At 37.3% G+C, this 17,372-nt stretch carries 18 protein-coding genes and 1 riboswitch; of the genes, 14 read left to right on the top strand and 4 right to left on the bottom strand.

Annotated elements, in window-relative coordinates; genetic code table 11:
- The first annotated feature begins 70 nt into the window (after nt 1-70).
- From rlmD to AHA02nite_RS09930, 9 genes are all read left to right on the top strand, one after another.
- A complete protein-coding gene (gene rlmD / locus AHA02nite_RS09970) occupies nt 71-1,543 on the top strand; it encodes a 23S rRNA (uracil(1939)-C(5))-methyltransferase RlmD (protein ID WP_146816886.1) in 1,473 nt (490 codons plus the stop codon).
- A 318-nt stretch (nt 1,544-1,861) separates the two neighbouring features.
- On the top strand, nt 1,862-2,362 hold the full coding sequence (locus tag AHA02nite_RS09965) for a hypothetical protein (protein ID WP_218025414.1): 501 nt from the start codon (nt 1,862-1,864) through the stop codon (nt 2,360-2,362).
- A gap of 70 nt (nt 2,363-2,432) precedes the next feature.
- Nucleotides 2,433-3,152 carry a hypothetical protein gene (locus AHA02nite_RS09960; RefSeq protein ID WP_146816882.1) on the top strand — a complete coding sequence of 240 codons (720 nt, stop codon included), beginning with the start codon at nt 2,433-2,435 and terminating at the stop codon, nt 3,150-3,152.
- 224 nt (nt 3,153-3,376) lie between these two features.
- Nucleotides 3,377-4,291: a CBASS cGAMP-activated phospholipase gene (locus tag AHA02nite_RS09955; protein WP_146816880.1), complete on the top strand. Its 915-nt coding sequence runs from the start codon at nt 3,377-3,379 to the stop codon at nt 4,289-4,291.
- Nucleotides 4,292-4,398: 107 nt separating this feature from the next.
- Entirely contained in the window at nt 4,399-4,590 is a 192-nt protein-coding gene (locus AHA02nite_RS09950) for a DUF378 domain-containing protein (RefSeq protein ID WP_146816878.1), read from the top strand.
- Nucleotides 4,591-4,974: 384 nt separating this feature from the next.
- Nucleotides 4,975-5,934 carry an AAA family ATPase gene (locus tag AHA02nite_RS09945; protein WP_146816876.1) on the top strand — a complete coding sequence of 320 codons (960 nt, stop codon included), beginning with the start codon at nt 4,975-4,977 and terminating at the stop codon, nt 5,932-5,934.
- Nucleotides 5,935-7,200 (top strand): DUF58 domain-containing protein, encoded by a 1,266-nt coding sequence (locus tag AHA02nite_RS09940; RefSeq protein ID WP_146816874.1) that lies wholly within the window; start codon nt 5,935-5,937, stop codon nt 7,198-7,200.
- Nucleotides 7,200-9,443, top strand: a complete 2,244-nt coding sequence (locus tag AHA02nite_RS09935) for a transglutaminase TgpA family protein (RefSeq protein ID WP_146816872.1) — start codon at nt 7,200-7,202, stop codon at nt 9,441-9,443. The genes AHA02nite_RS09940 and AHA02nite_RS09935 overlap by 1 nt, the downstream gene beginning before the upstream one ends.
- A gap of 46 nt (nt 9,444-9,489) precedes the next feature.
- A riboswitch (purine riboswitch) is annotated at nt 9,490-9,592 on the top strand.
- A 146-nt stretch (nt 9,593-9,738) separates the two neighbouring features.
- Nucleotides 9,739-11,076 (top strand): NCS2 family permease, encoded by a 1,338-nt coding sequence (locus tag AHA02nite_RS09930; protein WP_146816870.1) that lies wholly within the window; start codon nt 9,739-9,741, stop codon nt 11,074-11,076.
- A gap of 3 nt (nt 11,077-11,079) precedes the next feature.
- Here AHA02nite_RS09930 and AHA02nite_RS09925 read toward each other — a convergent pair whose 3' ends face one another.
- Nucleotides 11,080-11,520: an Hsp20/alpha crystallin family protein gene (locus tag AHA02nite_RS09925; protein ID WP_170236053.1), complete on the bottom strand. Its 441-nt coding sequence runs from the start codon at nt 11,518-11,520 to the stop codon at nt 11,080-11,082.
- 90 nt (nt 11,521-11,610) lie between these two features.
- On the opposite strand from AHA02nite_RS09925, the gene AHA02nite_RS09920 reads away from it, so the two are divergent.
- Both AHA02nite_RS09920 and AHA02nite_RS09915 read left to right on the top strand, forming a co-directional pair.
- Nucleotides 11,611-12,177: a DUF2179 domain-containing protein gene (locus tag AHA02nite_RS09920; RefSeq protein WP_146816866.1), complete on the top strand. Its 567-nt coding sequence runs from the start codon at nt 11,611-11,613 to the stop codon at nt 12,175-12,177.
- On the top strand, nt 12,170-12,334 hold the full coding sequence (locus tag AHA02nite_RS09915) for an NETI motif-containing protein (RefSeq protein WP_146816864.1): 165 nt from the start codon (nt 12,170-12,172) through the stop codon (nt 12,332-12,334). The genes AHA02nite_RS09920 and AHA02nite_RS09915 overlap by 8 nt, the downstream gene beginning before the upstream one ends.
- Before the next feature lie 252 nt (nt 12,335-12,586).
- On the opposite strand, the gene AHA02nite_RS09910 is transcribed toward AHA02nite_RS09915, so the two are convergent.
- On the bottom strand, nt 12,587-12,958 hold the full coding sequence (locus AHA02nite_RS09910; protein ID WP_146816862.1) for a YgaP family membrane protein: 372 nt from the start codon (nt 12,956-12,958) through the stop codon (nt 12,587-12,589).
- A gap of 82 nt (nt 12,959-13,040) precedes the next feature.
- Here AHA02nite_RS09910 and AHA02nite_RS09905 point away from each other — a divergent pair, with 82 nt between their 5' ends.
- Genes AHA02nite_RS09905 through AHA02nite_RS09895 form a run of 3 tightly spaced genes read left to right on the top strand, consistent with a single transcriptional unit; the run spans nt 13,041 to nt 16,207 of the window.
- Nucleotides 13,041-14,789 (top strand): adenine deaminase C-terminal domain-containing protein, encoded by a 1,749-nt coding sequence (locus AHA02nite_RS09905; RefSeq protein ID WP_146816860.1) that lies wholly within the window; start codon nt 13,041-13,043, stop codon nt 14,787-14,789.
- A gap of 34 nt (nt 14,790-14,823) precedes the next feature.
- Nucleotides 14,824-15,882: a DUF3048 domain-containing protein gene (locus AHA02nite_RS09900; protein WP_146816858.1), complete on the top strand. Its 1,059-nt coding sequence runs from the start codon at nt 14,824-14,826 to the stop codon at nt 15,880-15,882.
- Nucleotides 15,883-15,898: 16 nt separating this feature from the next.
- Nucleotides 15,899-16,207, top strand: a complete 309-nt coding sequence (locus AHA02nite_RS09895; protein ID WP_017187227.1) for a YerC/YecD family TrpR-related protein — start codon at nt 15,899-15,901, stop codon at nt 16,205-16,207.
- Nucleotides 16,208-16,472: 265 nt separating this feature from the next.
- On the opposite strand, the gene crcB is transcribed toward AHA02nite_RS09895, so the two are convergent.
- Both crcB and AHA02nite_RS09885 read right to left on the bottom strand, forming a co-directional pair.
- On the bottom strand, nt 16,473-16,853 hold the full coding sequence (gene crcB, locus AHA02nite_RS09890) for a fluoride efflux transporter CrcB (RefSeq protein WP_146816856.1): 381 nt from the start codon (nt 16,851-16,853) through the stop codon (nt 16,473-16,475).
- A complete protein-coding gene (locus AHA02nite_RS09885; protein ID WP_170236052.1) occupies nt 16,850-17,242 on the bottom strand; it encodes a fluoride efflux transporter FluC in 393 nt (130 codons plus the stop codon). The genes crcB and AHA02nite_RS09885 overlap by 4 nt, the downstream gene beginning before the upstream one ends.
- Between the last annotated feature and the right edge of the window lie 130 nt (nt 17,243-17,372).

The raw sequence follows: 17,372 nt of genomic DNA, 5'->3' as shown, positions 1-17,372 counted from the left end.
TCTTATTTTACTATCGGTTTAGGGTAGTATATAATGAGATGTCAAAGATTAGAAAAGTTAGGTAGTGCTTATGTCAAAACGTAAAAATAATGCTTCATTCAAAAAATCAAATAAAGAACAAAAGCAACATGGTAAGAAAAAGAACCACGCTGCACCAAAAAATCAGGGTAAACCTCAAGGTAATCAAGGTAACCCACCAAATCAAGGCAAAAAAGCAGTGACAGCCGAATTGACATGTAACGGCTTGGCCAATGATGGTAAGGGGCTTGTCGATTGGGAAGGAAAGCAATTAAAAGTACCTTACCTTTTACCTGGTGAAACAGCAGAAATTGCGATCACGAAAAAAGGGAAGTACTATAACACAAAGTTGAAACGTGTCTTAAAACCATCTAAAGACCGCGCAAAGCCGCCATGTCCGTATTATTATGACTGCGGTGGTTGTCAGCTTCAACATATGAACAGTTCAGCACAAGATCAATTAAAACAAAATACAGTCGATCATCTCATGAAGCCTTTCGTGAAGCCAGAACCAATTATGACGATGGATCACCCGTGGGATTACCGTAATAAAAATACCATGACATTTGGTCTAACGAGAAACCGCCAAATTATCGGTGGACTTTATGCACAAAATACACACCGCATCATTGATATGGATCGATGTATCATCCATGATCCGAAAGCAGATCAAATCGTCCATACGATTAAAGGCATGATGAAGTCGTTCAAAATGATCCCATATAACGAAGATTCAAGACAAGGATTTTTAAGACACGTCCTCATTAAAGTCGGTAAAACAAGTGGAGAAATTATGGTCGTCTTAGTCGCTGCTTCACCAATCTTTAAAGGTAAGAACAATTTCGTTAAAGCGTTAAGAAAAGAACATCCTGAAATCTCAACGATCCTTTTAAATATTAACGACAAAGACACGAGTATGGTCCTAGGTGATCAAGAAAAAGTTCTGTTTGGTAAAGGAACAATCACTGACACTTTATGTGGTATGAAGTTTGAGATCTCACCGAAATCCTTTTATCAAATTAACCCAGCTCAAACTGAAAAGCTGTATGGTAGAGCAGTTGAAATGGCTGAATTGACTGGTAAAGAGACTGTTATTGATGCTTACTGTGGAATCGGAACAATCGGTCTAATTGCGAGTCAAAAAGCAGGAAAAGTAATTGGTGTCGAGTCAAACAAAGATGCCGTTCGTGATGCGATTCGTAATTCAAAGCGTAACGGTGTAAATAATGCTAGGTTCTATCAAGGTGATGCTGGCGAATTCATGGTCCAAATGGCTAGTCACGGTGAAAAAGCCGATGTCGTCATCTTAGACCCACCTCGAAACGGCAGCGACGAAGCCTTTTTATCAAGTGTTGTAAAGCTTAAGCCGAAGCGTGTTGTATATGTCTCATGTAACCCAGAAACACAAGCGCGCGATATGAAGTATTTAGTGAAGAACGGTTATAAAGTTGAAGAAGTTCAACCTGTTGATATGTTTCCTCAAACTCATCATGTCGAGTCAGTTGCTAAGTTAGTGAGGAAATAGCAAGCCAATAAAAAAGTCATTACAAATCGGGTGTTTTGTAATAATAAAGTTTGAATAGACGTCTGAGAAGTGTGAGGGAAAATGTTGATTTCCTGCATTTCTCAGGCGTTTTTTGGTATGAGTTTGTTGTTAAGGGTAGAGAGGGACATAGTAACTTTTCTATAAATTGCAGCTTTGAGCAAGAACTCGACTCTTCACGTGTGCTTCATTCAAGGTTTCTGCTTTAATCTGTTTTTTTCTAATTTTTGTAAATGGCTATTGTATGCATGAGTTAATTATAATACCATAAAGAAAAGTCAGAAAATGGATGGGTTGATTATGTCAAAAAAGGATAAAATAACCTGGTTTACCCTTGGATTTATATTTTTAATTAGCCTTGTTATGCTTTATTTTAATATATCGTTAACCTCCTTACCGACTACATTTTCCAATGTGGTTAAAGAGCATTTAGAAAGTGAAGAAGATTTCGATCAAATTGAACACTTAGCTGTTAGTCAAGGGATAACCATAACAACAGGAGGTTTTTTTGATCGAACAATGATTCATAAACCTGATGATGACCGAGAATTTGCAATTGAGGAAGAAAACGAAGTCCATGATCTCTTAAACAGTGATATGCGTGTTTATAATGGTGGGAGAATCGAAGAAAGAACTGAAGCTTTCGACTTATATATACACTTTGAAGATGGAAGTGAGCAATATTACACAGTATCTGAAACGTCTATTGCCGTTTTGGATGACGAAGGTTTTACAGAATACAAAGTTTTAGATGACGACAATGAAATTTTTGATTACCTCGATTCCTTATATGATGATTAATTTAAAAGACGTTAGATCATTTGATATAACAACATATTAAATATTTTTACAAGTGGTGAAGGAGTTAAAAATGGGTTACTTAATACTTTTAACGATAGCTGGTTTAATTGGTTTATCTCTTCGGATGATCGTAGTAGGTGAGTTTGAAATAAATCAGTTTCTGCTATTATTGCTATTTCCTTTAGCAGCAATTGGAATTTTATATTTTCAGCGACATCAAGTGAAAAAAGATCAAAGTTTTGCACCTATTAACAGTGAAGGCGCTTGGGTCATTCGTTTAGGTGACTGGGTGTTTAACCAATGGAAACCACTTTATGCTGAACAACTATTAAAAGGACAATTTAGACGCTATTACCAATCGTCGTGGAAAATGTTAGTCGCAGAAACTATGCGACAATCAGGGCGTTGGTATTTAAATCTGATGTTTGAACTGAAGGACGGTCGTTCAATAACCTTTGAGAATCCACAAGAAAATCGGTTGATTGGAAATGATCGTTGGGCAATATTCGAAAATGGTGAAAAGGTTGGAGAAGTTAGAACGGATCTGTCTTTCAAAAATGCGACGAAACTAAAAGGACGTTTGAAAGCAACTATAGGACAAACGGAATATGTATTTCAAACATACGTTACGAACAGTCAAGTAGAGGTGTTTGTAGGGAACACGGTGATAGGTAGAGGTCAACGAGAAAAAGGATATAAATACTACTTTCGTCCAATGACTACAGATGAAGACGAGGCAATGTATCTAACAGGTATTTTTACACTTATGACTTATTATTTTAATACATGAAAGTATATGGAGGACATGAAGTGGCTTTTTTAATACTAATTACATACAGGTCACTTTCTCATTAAGTATAAGGTATTTACGCAATGATTGATCAATACTTGAAGAATCCTTATGTTCGAGGGTTCTTTTTTTTTACCAATGATTGTTAACACATAAGTGCCATTAAATTGGAAAGGGTAAGGTTATGTTGAGGGGTTTACAATCCATAATAAAGGTGACTACATATGAAAATTTTAAGCATAGATGGTGGTGGCATTCGGGGTGTGTTTGCTATTGCGATTTTACAATTAATAGAGGAAGAATATGGGGTCCGAGTAGGTGAACATTTTGATGTCATTACAGGAGCGAGTACAGGTTCAATCATTGGCACTTCAATTGTATTAAACAAAAATATGGCAGATGTAATGGGATATTATAAAAAGTATGGGAAAAAGATTTTTAAACGCCAATCGAAAATTGGTCTGTTTAAAAGTGTTTATGGTGACCGATATTTACGCTACTTCTTCCAAAAAGCATTTGGCGATTATTCACTTCAAGATATTCAAAAGCCACTGCTCATTCCATCGGTAGATGTGACTCACGGTAAGCCGTATATTTACCGTTCAAATTATGGTCATGACCAAAGTGAAAGCTCAAACATTAAGTTATGGGATGCGGTTCTTTCATCTTGTTCAGCTCCGATCTATTTTCCGCCGAACAATATTAGTAATCAAATATCAATTGATGGTGGTTTGTGGTCTAATAATCCTTCTTTAGTTGGTATGACAGAAGCCATTCACCACTTCAAACGAGACATTGGTGATATAAAAATATTATCACTTGGGACTGGACTGCAAGATATTGAATTTAATATTGAAAAGGAAAAAGATTGGGGACTAAAGCAGTGGCTTCCTTTCCATTTGTTAACGATGAAAGTGACACCGAAATTGTTAGATTTAGTTCTTCATTTATCCTCTGAATCGACTTCTTATCATTGTAAGCTACTCCTCAATGATCGTTATCTCCGTATAAATAAGGATTTAGGCAAAGAAATTTCTTTTGATGAAATAAAATATATTGATGAATTAATTCAATTAGGCAAAGAAACGTATTTAGAAAACCAAAAAAGTATTGAACGGTTTTTAGAAGAGAATAGATGACGCTAAACTGGTTATGTATAATTTTCGCAAAGAGTAAAATAATACTCCATACAAGGTATTTTTAGGTTTTTCAACAAATGACTGTCAACAAGAAAGGTGGTATGGAAATGAACAAAACTGCTTTAGCTTTATTGATTATAGGTGGATTGAACTGGCTCATCTTCGGATTATTCGGTTGGGATTTAGTTGGTGCCATATTTGGTGGAATGGACTCAGTTCTTTCACGTATTATATACGTCGTTGTTGGTATAGCTGCCTTATACTCATTCACTTTCTTTAACCGAGTCGATGCAGAGTAACTTGAAAGCGCCGATCAGTTTAATTACTGGTCGGTTTTTTTAATTTGGTGAAGCCTTAACTCAATCTACAACTACTTTTGCATTCCGTGTTACGATAATAAGAAGTAGACAAAGGGTAAGGTGATGGAGATGGACCGTTGTTTCTGTTATGAAAAGTTTAAAGACCAATTGCCTAAGGACTTTAAACCAAAATGTTTCAAAGAACAGTGTCGTAATTATCGCGAAAATATGAAGAAACTTGGTTATAATGTTGAAAAACCAAAATAGTTTCCTAGAATTCTAGAAAATTTGCTATAATATGTATAATTTGTCTCACATTAATCAATCATTTTATAGTAAGATTGAATTAGCGAAATGTTATGACAATTTTGGGAGGTTGTAGTAATGAACCAGCAAATGACCGGACAACAAACTAAAGTTAACGAGTTAATAGAAAATATCGAACGAGTTATGGTTGGTAAACGTGATGCAATTGAATTAACAATTGTTGCACTACTTGCTCAAGGTCACGTTTTATTAGAGGACGTTCCTGGTGTTGGTAAGACAATGCTAGTTCGAGCGTTAGCGAAATCAGTTGATTTACAGTTTAGTAGAATTCAATTTACACCTGATTTATTACCGTCTGATGTAACAGGTGTTTCTATTTATAATCAAAAAGAGATGAAATTTGAATTCCAACCTGGGCCGATTATGGGTAATATCGTCCTTGCTGATGAAATTAACCGTACGTCGCCAAAGACACAGTCAGCTCTTCTAGAAAGTATGGAGGAGAAACACATCACAGTTGATGGTGTGACGATGAGGTTAAATGATCCTTTTTTCGTATTGGCTACACAGAACCCGATCGAATATGAAGGGACTTATCCGTTACCGGAAGCACAACTCGATCGTTTTTTACTGAAATTAAAAATGGGTTACCCCGTTAAGCAAGAAGAGATTACGATGTTAGACCGTACTGCGAATGTGCATCCAATTGATACGTTAACGCCAGTAATGACAAGAGGTGAGCTTTTAGAGAAGCAAAATGAAGTTCGCGATGTTCATGTAAGTGACTCGGTTAAAAAGTATATCGTTGAGATTGTATCAAACACGCGTAAAAACCCTCTGATCCAGTTGGGAGCAAGCCCGCGTGCTTCGATTGCTTTAATGAAAGCTGCTCAAGCTTATGCTTATATACATGGACGTGATTACACAGTGCCAGATGATGTGAAGTATATGGCACCACACGTGTTATCGCACCGCTTATTGTTAACGTCAGAAGCGAAGTTCGAAGGTAAGACAGACAAACAAGTATTAGAAGATTTAATTAAAAAGACGATGATTCCAATTGAGAGAGGATCGTAAATGGCTAATTCGTTGAAATTTGTATTAAAGCTAATTTTAGTTTTAGCGTTGACCGTTACATTGTTTGTTTACGGAATGTTTCAAGGTGGGTTTGTCAGTTGGTTTTTATTTTTCAGTTTTTTACCCATTCTTGCTTATTCTATTATGATGATTTTTTATCCGATGAAATTTGTCAAAGTTGAGCGTCAAGTTAGTAAACATTACTTACAAGCAGGGCAAACGTTGAACGTTACGGTTAATATTAAACGTATATTACCTGTACCTATTTTTTACTTAGTTGTAGAAGATGGGGTTCCTGAAATGTTGACTTGGCACGACACGAGACATCATAAATATCGTTTTCTATCCAACCCTAATAAACTAAAAAGTAGACTAAACAGTAAAACGATCGTATTCCCGTTTCTCCGAAGAAATATTAGCTATCAATATAACTTAGAATCGATTCCTAGAGGACGTCACGAGTTTGGTCAAGCTAAGTTAATAACGGGCGATTTGATGGGACTAGTTAGAAAAGAGAGAACTTACGATGTTGAAACAACCGTGTTAGTTGAACCAGGTGAAGTGTCTTTAAGATTAGAGCTTGAAAGGTCAACCTTTGAAGAAGGTCAGCAGTCAGCTTATACTATAACAGCTAATCATACAAATCTCGTATCCGGTGTGCGAGATTATGCACCGGGTGACCAGTTATCATGGATCGATTGGAAAACAACAGCGAGAAAACAAGAGCTCGTCACAAAAGAGTTTGAAGAAGAGAAGCATAAAGATTTATCGATTATTTTGAATGGTAGTTCTTATGATTTTAACTTATGGTTAGCGTTTGAAGCGGCTGTAGAAGTGACTCATGCTGTTGCTAATCACTCGTATGAAGACCATGGTAATGTATCTGTTATTGCGTTAGGTCAAGCACGAGAAGAAGTTGTGTTATCACATGGGAAACAATCATTAGAAAAATTAACACGTTTATTAAGTCAAATCCAACTTGTTCAAGGTGATCATTTTCCACAGCAGTTAAAACGTGAAGCGTGGCAGTTATCAAAAGATCGTTATTTAGTGGTAGTGACGCATGAATTATCACCAGCCACTAATAAGACGATTATGCAGCTTAAACAGCAACAAGTTGATGTGCACATTATTTTCATTAGAAGTAAACACCTAATTAGTCATGAAGAAAGAGTTGGAATGGATCAGTTGCACTATTCGGGTGTAAAAGTGTCATGGCTAAATGAAGACCGCTTAGTAAGAAGACATATTGAGGTGAACGCCTAATGCGTTTAAAAGATATGAGTTCCAGTAAATGGGTTGGAATAGCTTTATATATTGGCAGTATGCTGTTATTAATGGAGTGGGTTTTACCATTAGGACAAGTAACAGATACTGGCGGAACACATTTATTTATTATTTATATTGTGTTCTGTTTTGTCATTTCGTTAATTCAGTTACCTATGTGGATTGCTCCTTTTATAAAGCTCGCAGGATTGATGTTTCTATTAAACTATATATTTTATGAACCGTCATTTTTCTCATTGGCTTGGTTAGGGGAGCTTTTAGTTGATCTACAACTAAGCACTCAAGCACTCTTAGGTCAAAGTTGGATTGAATTAACACCTGTTTTTAGAACATTATTGTTTTTAATCTTATTATGGATGATGAGTTATTTACTTTATTATTGGTTTGTCGTCGTTAAACGTCCTTTTTCTTTTGTTCTATTAACGTTTGTATATGTAACAGCACTAGACACATTTACACTTTACGATGGGAATGTTGCCATTGTACGAGTGTTCATTTTTAGTGTGTTAATTTTAATATTAGCTAATTTGAATAGAATTGTAGATCAAGAGAAAATTAAAGTGCCAAGTAGTCGTACGATGGCTAAATGGATTGCACCAATGGCAATTGTTGTTTTTATAAGTGCGGCGATCGGTTTTGCGGCACCTAAGTTTGAACCACAGTGGCCTGATCCAGTATCGTTTATCCAAGCAGCTGGACAAAATGGTTTTGGTTCAGGTGAAGGTAGTGGAGGCGTTAATCGAGTCGGCTATGGTGAACATGATGACCGTCTCGGTGGCGGCTTTATAATGGATGATACGACTGTCTTTTATGCGACAGCTACATCTCCAAGGTATTGGAAAGTCGAAACGAAAGATGAATATACAGGCCATGGATGGGTGCGTTCAGATGAAGGTACACCAACGACAAATGAAAGTGGGCACTTCCCACATATTTCAGATTACGGCGAAAGTGTAGAACGTAATGAGACAGAAGCGGAACTACAATTTATTGAACCTGGCCATTTAAATAAGATCCCTTATCTTTATGGCACAGAGACGGTTGGAACTACAGTTGATGGTGTTAGTTTTTATTATAATCATACGACTGGTGAGCTTGCATCAATAATTAACGAGGAACAGGATTTAGTAGAAGAAGGGTATTCTTTGGAAGCAGGTCGTCCTGACTTTCCAAGAAACGAAATGAGAGAAGTGTCAGTTGAATATGAAGAATCAGAAGAAATGCCAGATAGATATTTGCAGTTACCGGATGATCTGCCAGAGAGAGTGTCAAACTTAGCGGAAGAGATTGTATCTGACGTTGATGAAAACCGCTATGATTATGCTCGCGCTATCGAGAGTTATTTTGAAGACAGTGGGTTTGAATATGCGACATCAGATGTAGCGATTCCTAGTGATGATGAAGACTATGTGGATCAGTTTTTATTTGATACACAGCGTGGTTATTGCGATAACTATTCAACATCTATGGTTGTCATGTTAAGAAGTTTAGATATTCCCGCAAGATGGGCAAAAGGATTTACAGGCGGTGAGCGTGCATTCCAACAAGACGTTTTCCCAGGTGAAGGATCTAACGTTTTTGAAGTACAAAATAATAATGCCCACTCTTGGGTAGAAGTTTACTTCCCTGAAGTTGGTTGGGTACCTTTTGAGCCGACAGTTGGTTTCGACAACCAGGCGAACTTCTCAACCGGAGAATCGATAGACGACATACTAGATGGAGATACTAACGAAGATGATCCGTTAGAAGCTCCAGAGAATGATGACCAATCTGATTTGGATGATTTATTAGACGAAGGTAATGAAAGTGAAGAAGATGGAGCAGTTGGTTCTGGAGGTCAAGACAGTAACTTCAACTTACTACATTTATTCGCTATAACAATTGGGACGTTATTAACAATCTGGTTAATCTATATGTATCGTTCAAAAATAGTAGCTAGCTGGAAAAACCAAAAGCTAAAACGAAAACCTTCAGCTAAAACAATTACAAATTCGTATCAGTTTATCTTGAAATTGTTAGAGAGAGAAGGATATCAATTCCAAAGTGGCGAGACGCTGCGTGAGTATGCTTATAACGTTGACCGTATGTTAGGTAATAAGCAAATGACTGAGTTAACTCAGTATTATGAGCGTTTCGTTTACCGGGAAGAAGATCTAATTTCTGAGGTTGATCAATTCTATCAAACTTGGAGACAGTTAACGAAACAAATTTTGTCGAAATAAGTATTGACTAAATGTTTAATCGTTTGTAAAGTTAAGCTATATCATTTAAAAATTAATATGAAACACTTCGTATAATGTTGGGGATATGGCCCAAGAGTTTCTACCGGACTACCGTAAATGGTCTGACTACGAGTGACGGCAATAATAGATTAGTGTAGTAGATTACCGATTGAAGGTTTAGTAGACTGTAATTCGGGTAGTTCATTACACGATTGATTGCAATATGTCCTCGTAGCACTCTTGGTTTCGGCCAAGGGTGTTTTTTTAGTGTTTCAACAATGGGGGAGGACAAACGATGAAGAAGTATTTTCAGTTTGAAGAACTGGGAACGAATTACCGTCGCGAAATTATGGGTGGTGTTACGACATTCCTAGCGATGGCTTATATATTATTCGTAAACCCAGCTGTTTTAGCTTTATTGGATATTGAAGAATTGCCCGCAGGTGTGACAAGAATGGATCCTGAAGCGGTCTTTGTGGCGACAGCTTTAGCAGCAGCAGTTGGTACGTTAATTATGGGTCTTGTAGCAAAGTACCCAATTGCGTTAGCCCCTGGTATGGGATTAAACGCATTCTTTGCTTATACCGTTGTATTAACGTGGGGAATTCCATGGGAAACAGCTTTAGCTGGTGTTTTAGCATCGGGTGTTATCTTTATGATTCTAACTTTAACTGGTGTTAGAGAAAAAGTTATTAATGCTATTCCTAACAATTTAAAGCTTGCAGTCGGTGCAGGTATTGGTTTATTTATTGCATTTATAGGTTTAACGAACGTTGGAATTATTGAATCTGACCCTGACACTTACTTAGCTTTAGGCGACTTAACAAATCCGTACACACTATTAGCGATTTTTGGTGTTGTGGCGACCGTTATTTTACTAACGTTAGGTCTTAAAGGTGGTGTATTCTATGGTATGATCGCGACTGCTGTAGCTGGTATGCTTGTTGGCTTGATTGACCCGCCAACTGGGGCGAGCGATGTAGTTAGCACGGTACCAAGTTTAGAGCCTACGTTTGGTGCAGCTTTTGAAAACTTTGGTGAAATATTCACCATTCAAATGTTAATTGTTATTATGACATTTTTATTCGTAGACTTCTTTGATACAGGTGGTACTTTAGTAGCCGTTGCTACGCAAGGTGGATTTATGAAAGACGGCAAGCTACCAAGAGCGAACAAAGCTTTATTCTCTGATTCATCTGCAACGGTAGCTGGTTCTATTTTAGGTACTTCTACGACGACATCTTATATCGAGTCAACGACAGGTGTCAGTGCTGGTGCACGAACAGGTTTCGCCTCTGTTGTAACGGCGGCATTGTTCTTATTAGCTCTCTTCTTCTCTCCTTTACTTGGAGTTGTAACAGCAGAAGTGACAGCACCAGCTTTAATTATCGTTGGTATTTTAATGGCAGCGAACTTACGCCATGTTGAGTGGGATAAGTTTGAAATTGCGGTTCCTGCTTTCTTTACATTACTCGCAATGCCTTTAACTTATAGTATTGCTACAGGAATTGCTGTTGGTTTCATCTTCTATCCAATTACGATGATTGTAAAAGGACGAGGAAAAGAAATCCACCCAGTCATGTACGTTTTATTTGTCATATTTATTTTGTACTTTATTTTTATCCCTGAGTAAAAATTACTTTTTACCTTTTTGAATGTTAATCGAACGTCCGCGCTCATCTTGATGGACATCTTTATATAACTTCACCCATACAAGCCCGTGTTCATAACGGGCACTAATCTTATCTTTCCTAACCTTGCAAGGGAGCTCAATGACACGTTCAAAGCTCCCTTGTATTAATTCTTCCTGAACCATTTCATATCCTTTGACATTTATGTTAATCTGTCCTTTTATTAGAAGAGAATAATCTTTAACCTGACAATCAATTCGTTTAAGATGATCAATTCCGGGAATATTGAAAACGCAAAGGATTTCGTAATCTTTGCGCAGAATATTAACTGGAGGGAAGTTCGGTTTTAATGTGCTCTCAAATTCGTCCCAAAAAGAATCGCCGAAAAACCGTTCCATTTGATCTTTCCAATCGTGCATATGGTTAAATTGACTAAATGGGTTCATAACTATACACCTTCTTTCACCTATAAATATATGCACATTCAATATCGTTAGTGTTTGTCTCATCTACAGCAAACAGAAGGGGGTCTTGAAATGTTAGAGTCAGGTTTAATAATGCTGTTGATTATTTTTAGTGTTAACATTGTTTATGTATCATTGCTGACAGTACGTATGATTTTTACGCTAAAAGGTCAAAAATACATAGCAGCATCAGTCGGTGTTTTCGAAATAACTGCTTATACGTTAGGTTTAGGCCTCGTATTAGATAACTTAGAAAACGTCCAAAATTTAGTTGCATACGCATTAGGTTTCGGTTTAGGTGTTATTAGCGGTATGAAAGTAGAAGAAAAGCTTGCCGTTGGTTACATTACAGTTAATGTAATTTCATCAGACCCAAGTATTCCATTTACAGAAACGCTTCGTGAAAAAGGTTACGGTGTAACGAGTTGGTATGCTTACGGTATGGAAGGTGACCGATTAGCGATACAAGTTTTAACTCCAAGAAAATATGAGCTTATGTTGTATGAAGTGATTAAAGATATAGACCCTAAAGCATTTATCGTCGCATATGAACCGAGGCAAATTCACGGCGGGTTCTGGGTTAAGAAAGTAAGAGGGAGTCGATTAAAGCGTGAAGAAGAAAAAATACAGAGTGAGTGAGTTTAAATCAATCGATGCCTGTTTAGATCAAATGAAAGAAGACGGTTTTACACCTATTAAAAGAATAGAAAAACCAGTTTTCCAAGAACAAGGTGAAAATGAAGATCCTGAACCAATTCAACAAGACATAGTCTTTGAAGCGGTAAAAAAAGATTAAGCATATAAAGTTTGAGGCAAAAGGGTTTAAGTATGGTGAGAATATGAAGATTAAACCTTAATTGAGCAGTTACTTAGCGGAATCAAAATGCGTAGACTCCTGTGGGAGCAAAGGCCAGGATGAGACCCCGCAGTGCGTAGCACGAGGAGGCTCATTAGCCGCCCACGGAAAGCGAAGCATTTTGATGGAGCGATGGTTAGAAAGCAAAACCCGAACGAATTAAAAATATAATTTCGTTCGGGTTTTGATTATTTAAGACGGGTTAATATTTTCAGCAGCTTTTTCAATAGCTTCAGCCTTATCTGTTGTTGAATTACTTGAATGATCGTTTTCTGAATGACTACTAGCATTCGAACTTTCATTAGAACTTGAATCCGATTTTGAATTTGAACTTGTCATTAAACTAAAAGGAAATTTAGTTTCCACTTGTTGCTTAACCATGTCAGTCACAGGGCAGTACTTTACTATTCCTTCAGCAACCTTCATAGCCGATACTAAAATAATTAACCAGTATCTTTGGCTCCAAGGGCGTTTAGTAACTCTTACAGCCCCATAAGTGATAAAAAATAAACCGAAAGTAATTCTAACCATGGCGTTTATTGTACCAATGTTTTGTTTTCCCATTTTACCCTTCCCTTCAGAGATTTAATGTATTAAAATTTTACATAAGTGGATATAGTTCGTTTATAAATGGAGGCATGAGATCATGAAAGAACATTTGTATAGATGGCGAAATAAACAACTTCGAGAACATACTGCCGTCGTTGATGGTGAAGTGGCACCAACAATCATCTTAAAAAATGCCACTTACTTAAACGTGTACTTAAAGAAGTGGTTATCAGGCCACATTTGGATTTATGAAGACCGTATTGTTTACGTTGGAGACCAGCTTCCAGATCAAATCTCAAAACAAACAGAAGTTGTAGACTGTTCAGGTCAATATTTAGTTCCTGGATATATTGAAGCACATGCTCATCCATTTCAGTTATATAATCCCCACTCACTAGCTGAATATGCATCAAAAAGAGGGACAACAACATTAGTCAATGACAACTTAATGTTGTTATTATTATTGAACAAAAAGAAAGCGTTTTCTTTATTGGATGATATGCAAAACTTGCCGGTATCCATGTTTTGGTGGGCTCGCTTTGATTCGCAATCTGAACTGCGTGATGAAGAGGGCTTTTTAGACGATGATGCCGTTGTTGAATGGTTAGAACATGAAGCGGTCATTCAAGGTGGAGAGCTGACTAATTGGCCAGAGATTTTAACTGAGGACGATCGTGGCTTGTATTGGATGCAAGAGGCAAAACGAATGAGGAAAGTCGTTGAAGGGCATTTTCCTGGGGCATCTGAGAAGACGCTGACGAAAATGAAATTGCTTGGTACTGATGGTGATCATGAGTCCATTTCTGCTAAAGAAGTTTATAGCCGTGTGAAGCTTGGCTATTATGCTGGCTTACGTTATTCATCTATTCGACCTGATTTACCTAAAATGCTTGAAGAGTTAAAGGAATATGAAGGTGACTTTTATAATTATTTATTTTTTACAACAGATGGTTCCACACCTTCTTTCTATGAACAAGGTGTCATTGATCGTTGTATTGAAATTGCATTAGAGACAGGTGTTCCATTAGAAGAAGCGTATGCGATGGCAACGATTAATGCCGCTCATTATTTTTCATTAGGTGATCGGTTAGGAAGCATTGCGCCTGGACGTGTTGCGCATATTAACTTCCTAGAAGAAAAAAATCAACCAACACCAGTCAAAGTGTTGGCTAAAGGTGAGTGGATTAATTTTGAAGGTTATGCTTTTAAAAACCGCAATCCTGATATTAAATGGGAAAACTATGGGTTAGGTAATTTAAGTATAGACTGGGAATTAAGGGCAGATGATTTATTGTTCTCCTCTCCATTAGGTATGGATATGTTAAATGATGTCATTATGAAGCCGTATCCAGTTAAGTCAGAATCACAAACACAAAAGCTTCCAACGACACACGATATTGCTTATGTCATGCTAGTAGACCGTGAAGGTAATTGGCGAATTTCTTCCTTTTTAAAAGGGTTTACAACTGAAATTGGTGGTTTAGTAAGCTCTTATTCAAATACAGGAGATATCGTGTTAGTTGGTAAAGATAAGCGTGATATGAGTATGGCTTTTGAACGCATGAAAGAGTTAGGTGGTGCAATTGTCGTTGTGAAAGATGGTGAAGTTATTTTTGAACTTCCTCTACCACTACAAGGTGTCATGACGGACTTACAAATGGATGAACTTATGGTTAAGGAGAAAGAGTTAAAACAGTTGCTTATTGCAAATGGATATCAATATAGTGATCCTATTTATACATTGTTGTTTTTGTCATCGACTCATTTGCCATATATTCGCATAACACCAAAAGGACTTATGGATGTTAAGAAAAAAGAGATACTTTTTCCTTCTGTTATGCGTTAAAATGTTAGTATATAAACAATAAAGGGTGTTGAGGATGAACAAAAGGTTATTAGTGCTCGCTATAGCACTTTTACTAGTGTTAGTAGCATGTAACGGGGAAGACGAAAGTTTAGAACAAGAAGAAACACCTGAAGAAAATGACACCGAAGAACAAGAAGAAGTTGAAGAGGAAGAAGAATATGTGGATCCTGAATTTACGTTCCCACTAACGGGTGAGGAAGCTGATCAGGAGTTTGACAGGAGAACTTTAGCTGTACAAGTAAATAATCATCCTGCGGCAAGACCTCAAACAGGATTAGTTCATGCTGATATCGTTTATGAATTTTTAGCTGAAGGCGATATAACAAGGTTGTTGGCCTTATATCATAGTAATATTCCTGAAGAAGTCGGCCCTGTAAGAAGTGCCCGCTCATATTATATAGAAACGGCGAAAAACCATGGTGCCATTTATGTATATCATGGGGCGGCCGATTTTATTGAAGAAGATTTAAGAGCTGGTTGGGTCACGAATTTGAATGGTGCTTATTATGATAATGATCAGTTTTTATTCAAACGTGCAAATCATAGAAGCGCGCCACACGATTCTTATGTTATGCTAGAGAATGCCTATGATGTGGCAACACGTAATAATATTAATGTTGAGCAAGAGCATGATTCATTAAATTTCATGTCATTATCTGATGTAGAAGAAATTGATGGAGAAACGGCTGAACAAGTGGAAATCAGCTATGCAAGTAATACTCGGGTGTCTTATCAATTTGATGAGTCTGAAGATGGGTACTTAAGGTATAGTGATGGCGAACAGTCTGTAGATTTAGATACAAATGAGCCTGTTGTTTTGGATAATGTGTTAATTTATGAAACAGACCACCGTGTCATCGATGATGTTGGAAGAAGAGATATCGACATTGAATCAGGAGGTAATGGTTACTTGCTGCAACAAGGTACTATTAAGGAAATTGAGTGGCAAACTGTTAATGACATTATGGTACCAACAATAGATGGGGAAGAAGTTGAACTTGTACCAGGTCAGACGTGGGTTAATGTTATTCCGACATCACCTGGGTTGTTAGAAGCAGTTACATACGAGTAATGAGGAGGTAATCGCAATGCAAATTGATAAATTAAGAGGTAGAGAGCTAGACCAATTATTTGAAGCTATTTTGCAGTTAAAAGATGTAGAAGAGTGTTATCGATTTTTTGATGATGTAGCTACTGTGAATGAAGTACAAGCATTAGCTCAACGTTTAGATGTTGCTCGCATGCTTCGTGAAGGGCATACGTATCAAAAGATTGAAGAGGAGACGAGTGCATCAACTGCAACAATCTCCCGCGTAAAACGTTGCCTGAATTACGGTAACGATGCGTATGAATTAGTATTAGACCGAGTTCATGAAGAAAAGAAAAACGAAAAGTAAATCTAATCCAAAAAAAGATAAGACAAAAGGGTTGGAGTGTGGTGGAAACACAGTAATTGGCATTTCAGCTTAGTTAAGCAATCTCTTAGCGGAATCAAAATGCGTAGACTCCTGTGGGAGCAAAGGCCAGGGTGAGACCCCGCAGTGCGTAGCACGAGGGGGCTCAACAGCCGCCCACGGAAAGCGGAGCATTTTGATGGAGCGGAGCTAAAAAGATAAACCCGAACGAAGTCAAAAGTGATTTCATTCGGGTTTTGTATATTAACTAGGCTAATTGTACTGTGACAGCCACGCTTAAACCAAAAAGAATGATAGAACCTAAAACACTCATTAATACGTACGTCCAAAAAAGCTTTAACTGACGCTTTTGGATCAGTTGCATAGCTTCAACACTAAATGTTGAGAAGGTCGTAAAAGCACCGAAAAAACCAATGCTAAATAATAAGTATAGTGGATTTTGTAACGGTTCAGACCCTGGGTTATAAACACCGATGAACAAACCTAAACCTAACGAACCCACTAGATTTACGATTAACATAGCAGTGGGAAGTCCTTCTTTTTTTCGGTTACTCATAATGAATAAGCCTAGTAAGTATCTCAAGACGGCTCCAATAGCTCCTCCGATTGCCACTAACGTGATACTCATGACGGATCACCTGCTTTCCATTTCATTAACGAAACATAACCTAAAACAGCTAATCCGATACCGCCAATAAATGAAATGAATAAGTATAACGTGAACAAAAGAATATCCCCGTTTTCAATGAGCACAAATGCATCGTTAGCAAGAGCAGACATCGTCGTAAACCCACCACAAAAGCCTACACCTAAACCAGCCTTAATCCATTCTCGTGTATCTTTAATAATATAAATTGCTGTAAGAGTACCGAGTATTAAACTTCCGATTAAGTTAACAATAATCGTATTAATCGGAAAATATGTATCGTAAAGTGGTAAGTCAACACTGAAGCGGAGAATTGCTCCAAGTGCGCCCCCAATTGCAACAGCAATGACATTGATAAAATATGTTTTCAAATTTGAACCCTCAAATCTAATCAAACAATAGCGTTAATTACCGTAAAGATAGCATAGAACAAGTGTAAAGTCTATTAGGTCATTCATTAAAAAATGTTTAAACACCAATTGACTAGGGAATGCATATCAT

This window comes from Alkalibacillus haloalkaliphilus (assembly GCF_007991275.1).
Taxonomy (GTDB): domain Bacteria; phylum Bacillota; class Bacilli; order Bacillales; family Alkalibacillaceae; genus Alkalibacillus; species Alkalibacillus haloalkaliphilus.
Note: the sequence above shows the minus strand (reverse complement) of the source record. Positions and strands in the feature narration are given on the sequence as shown.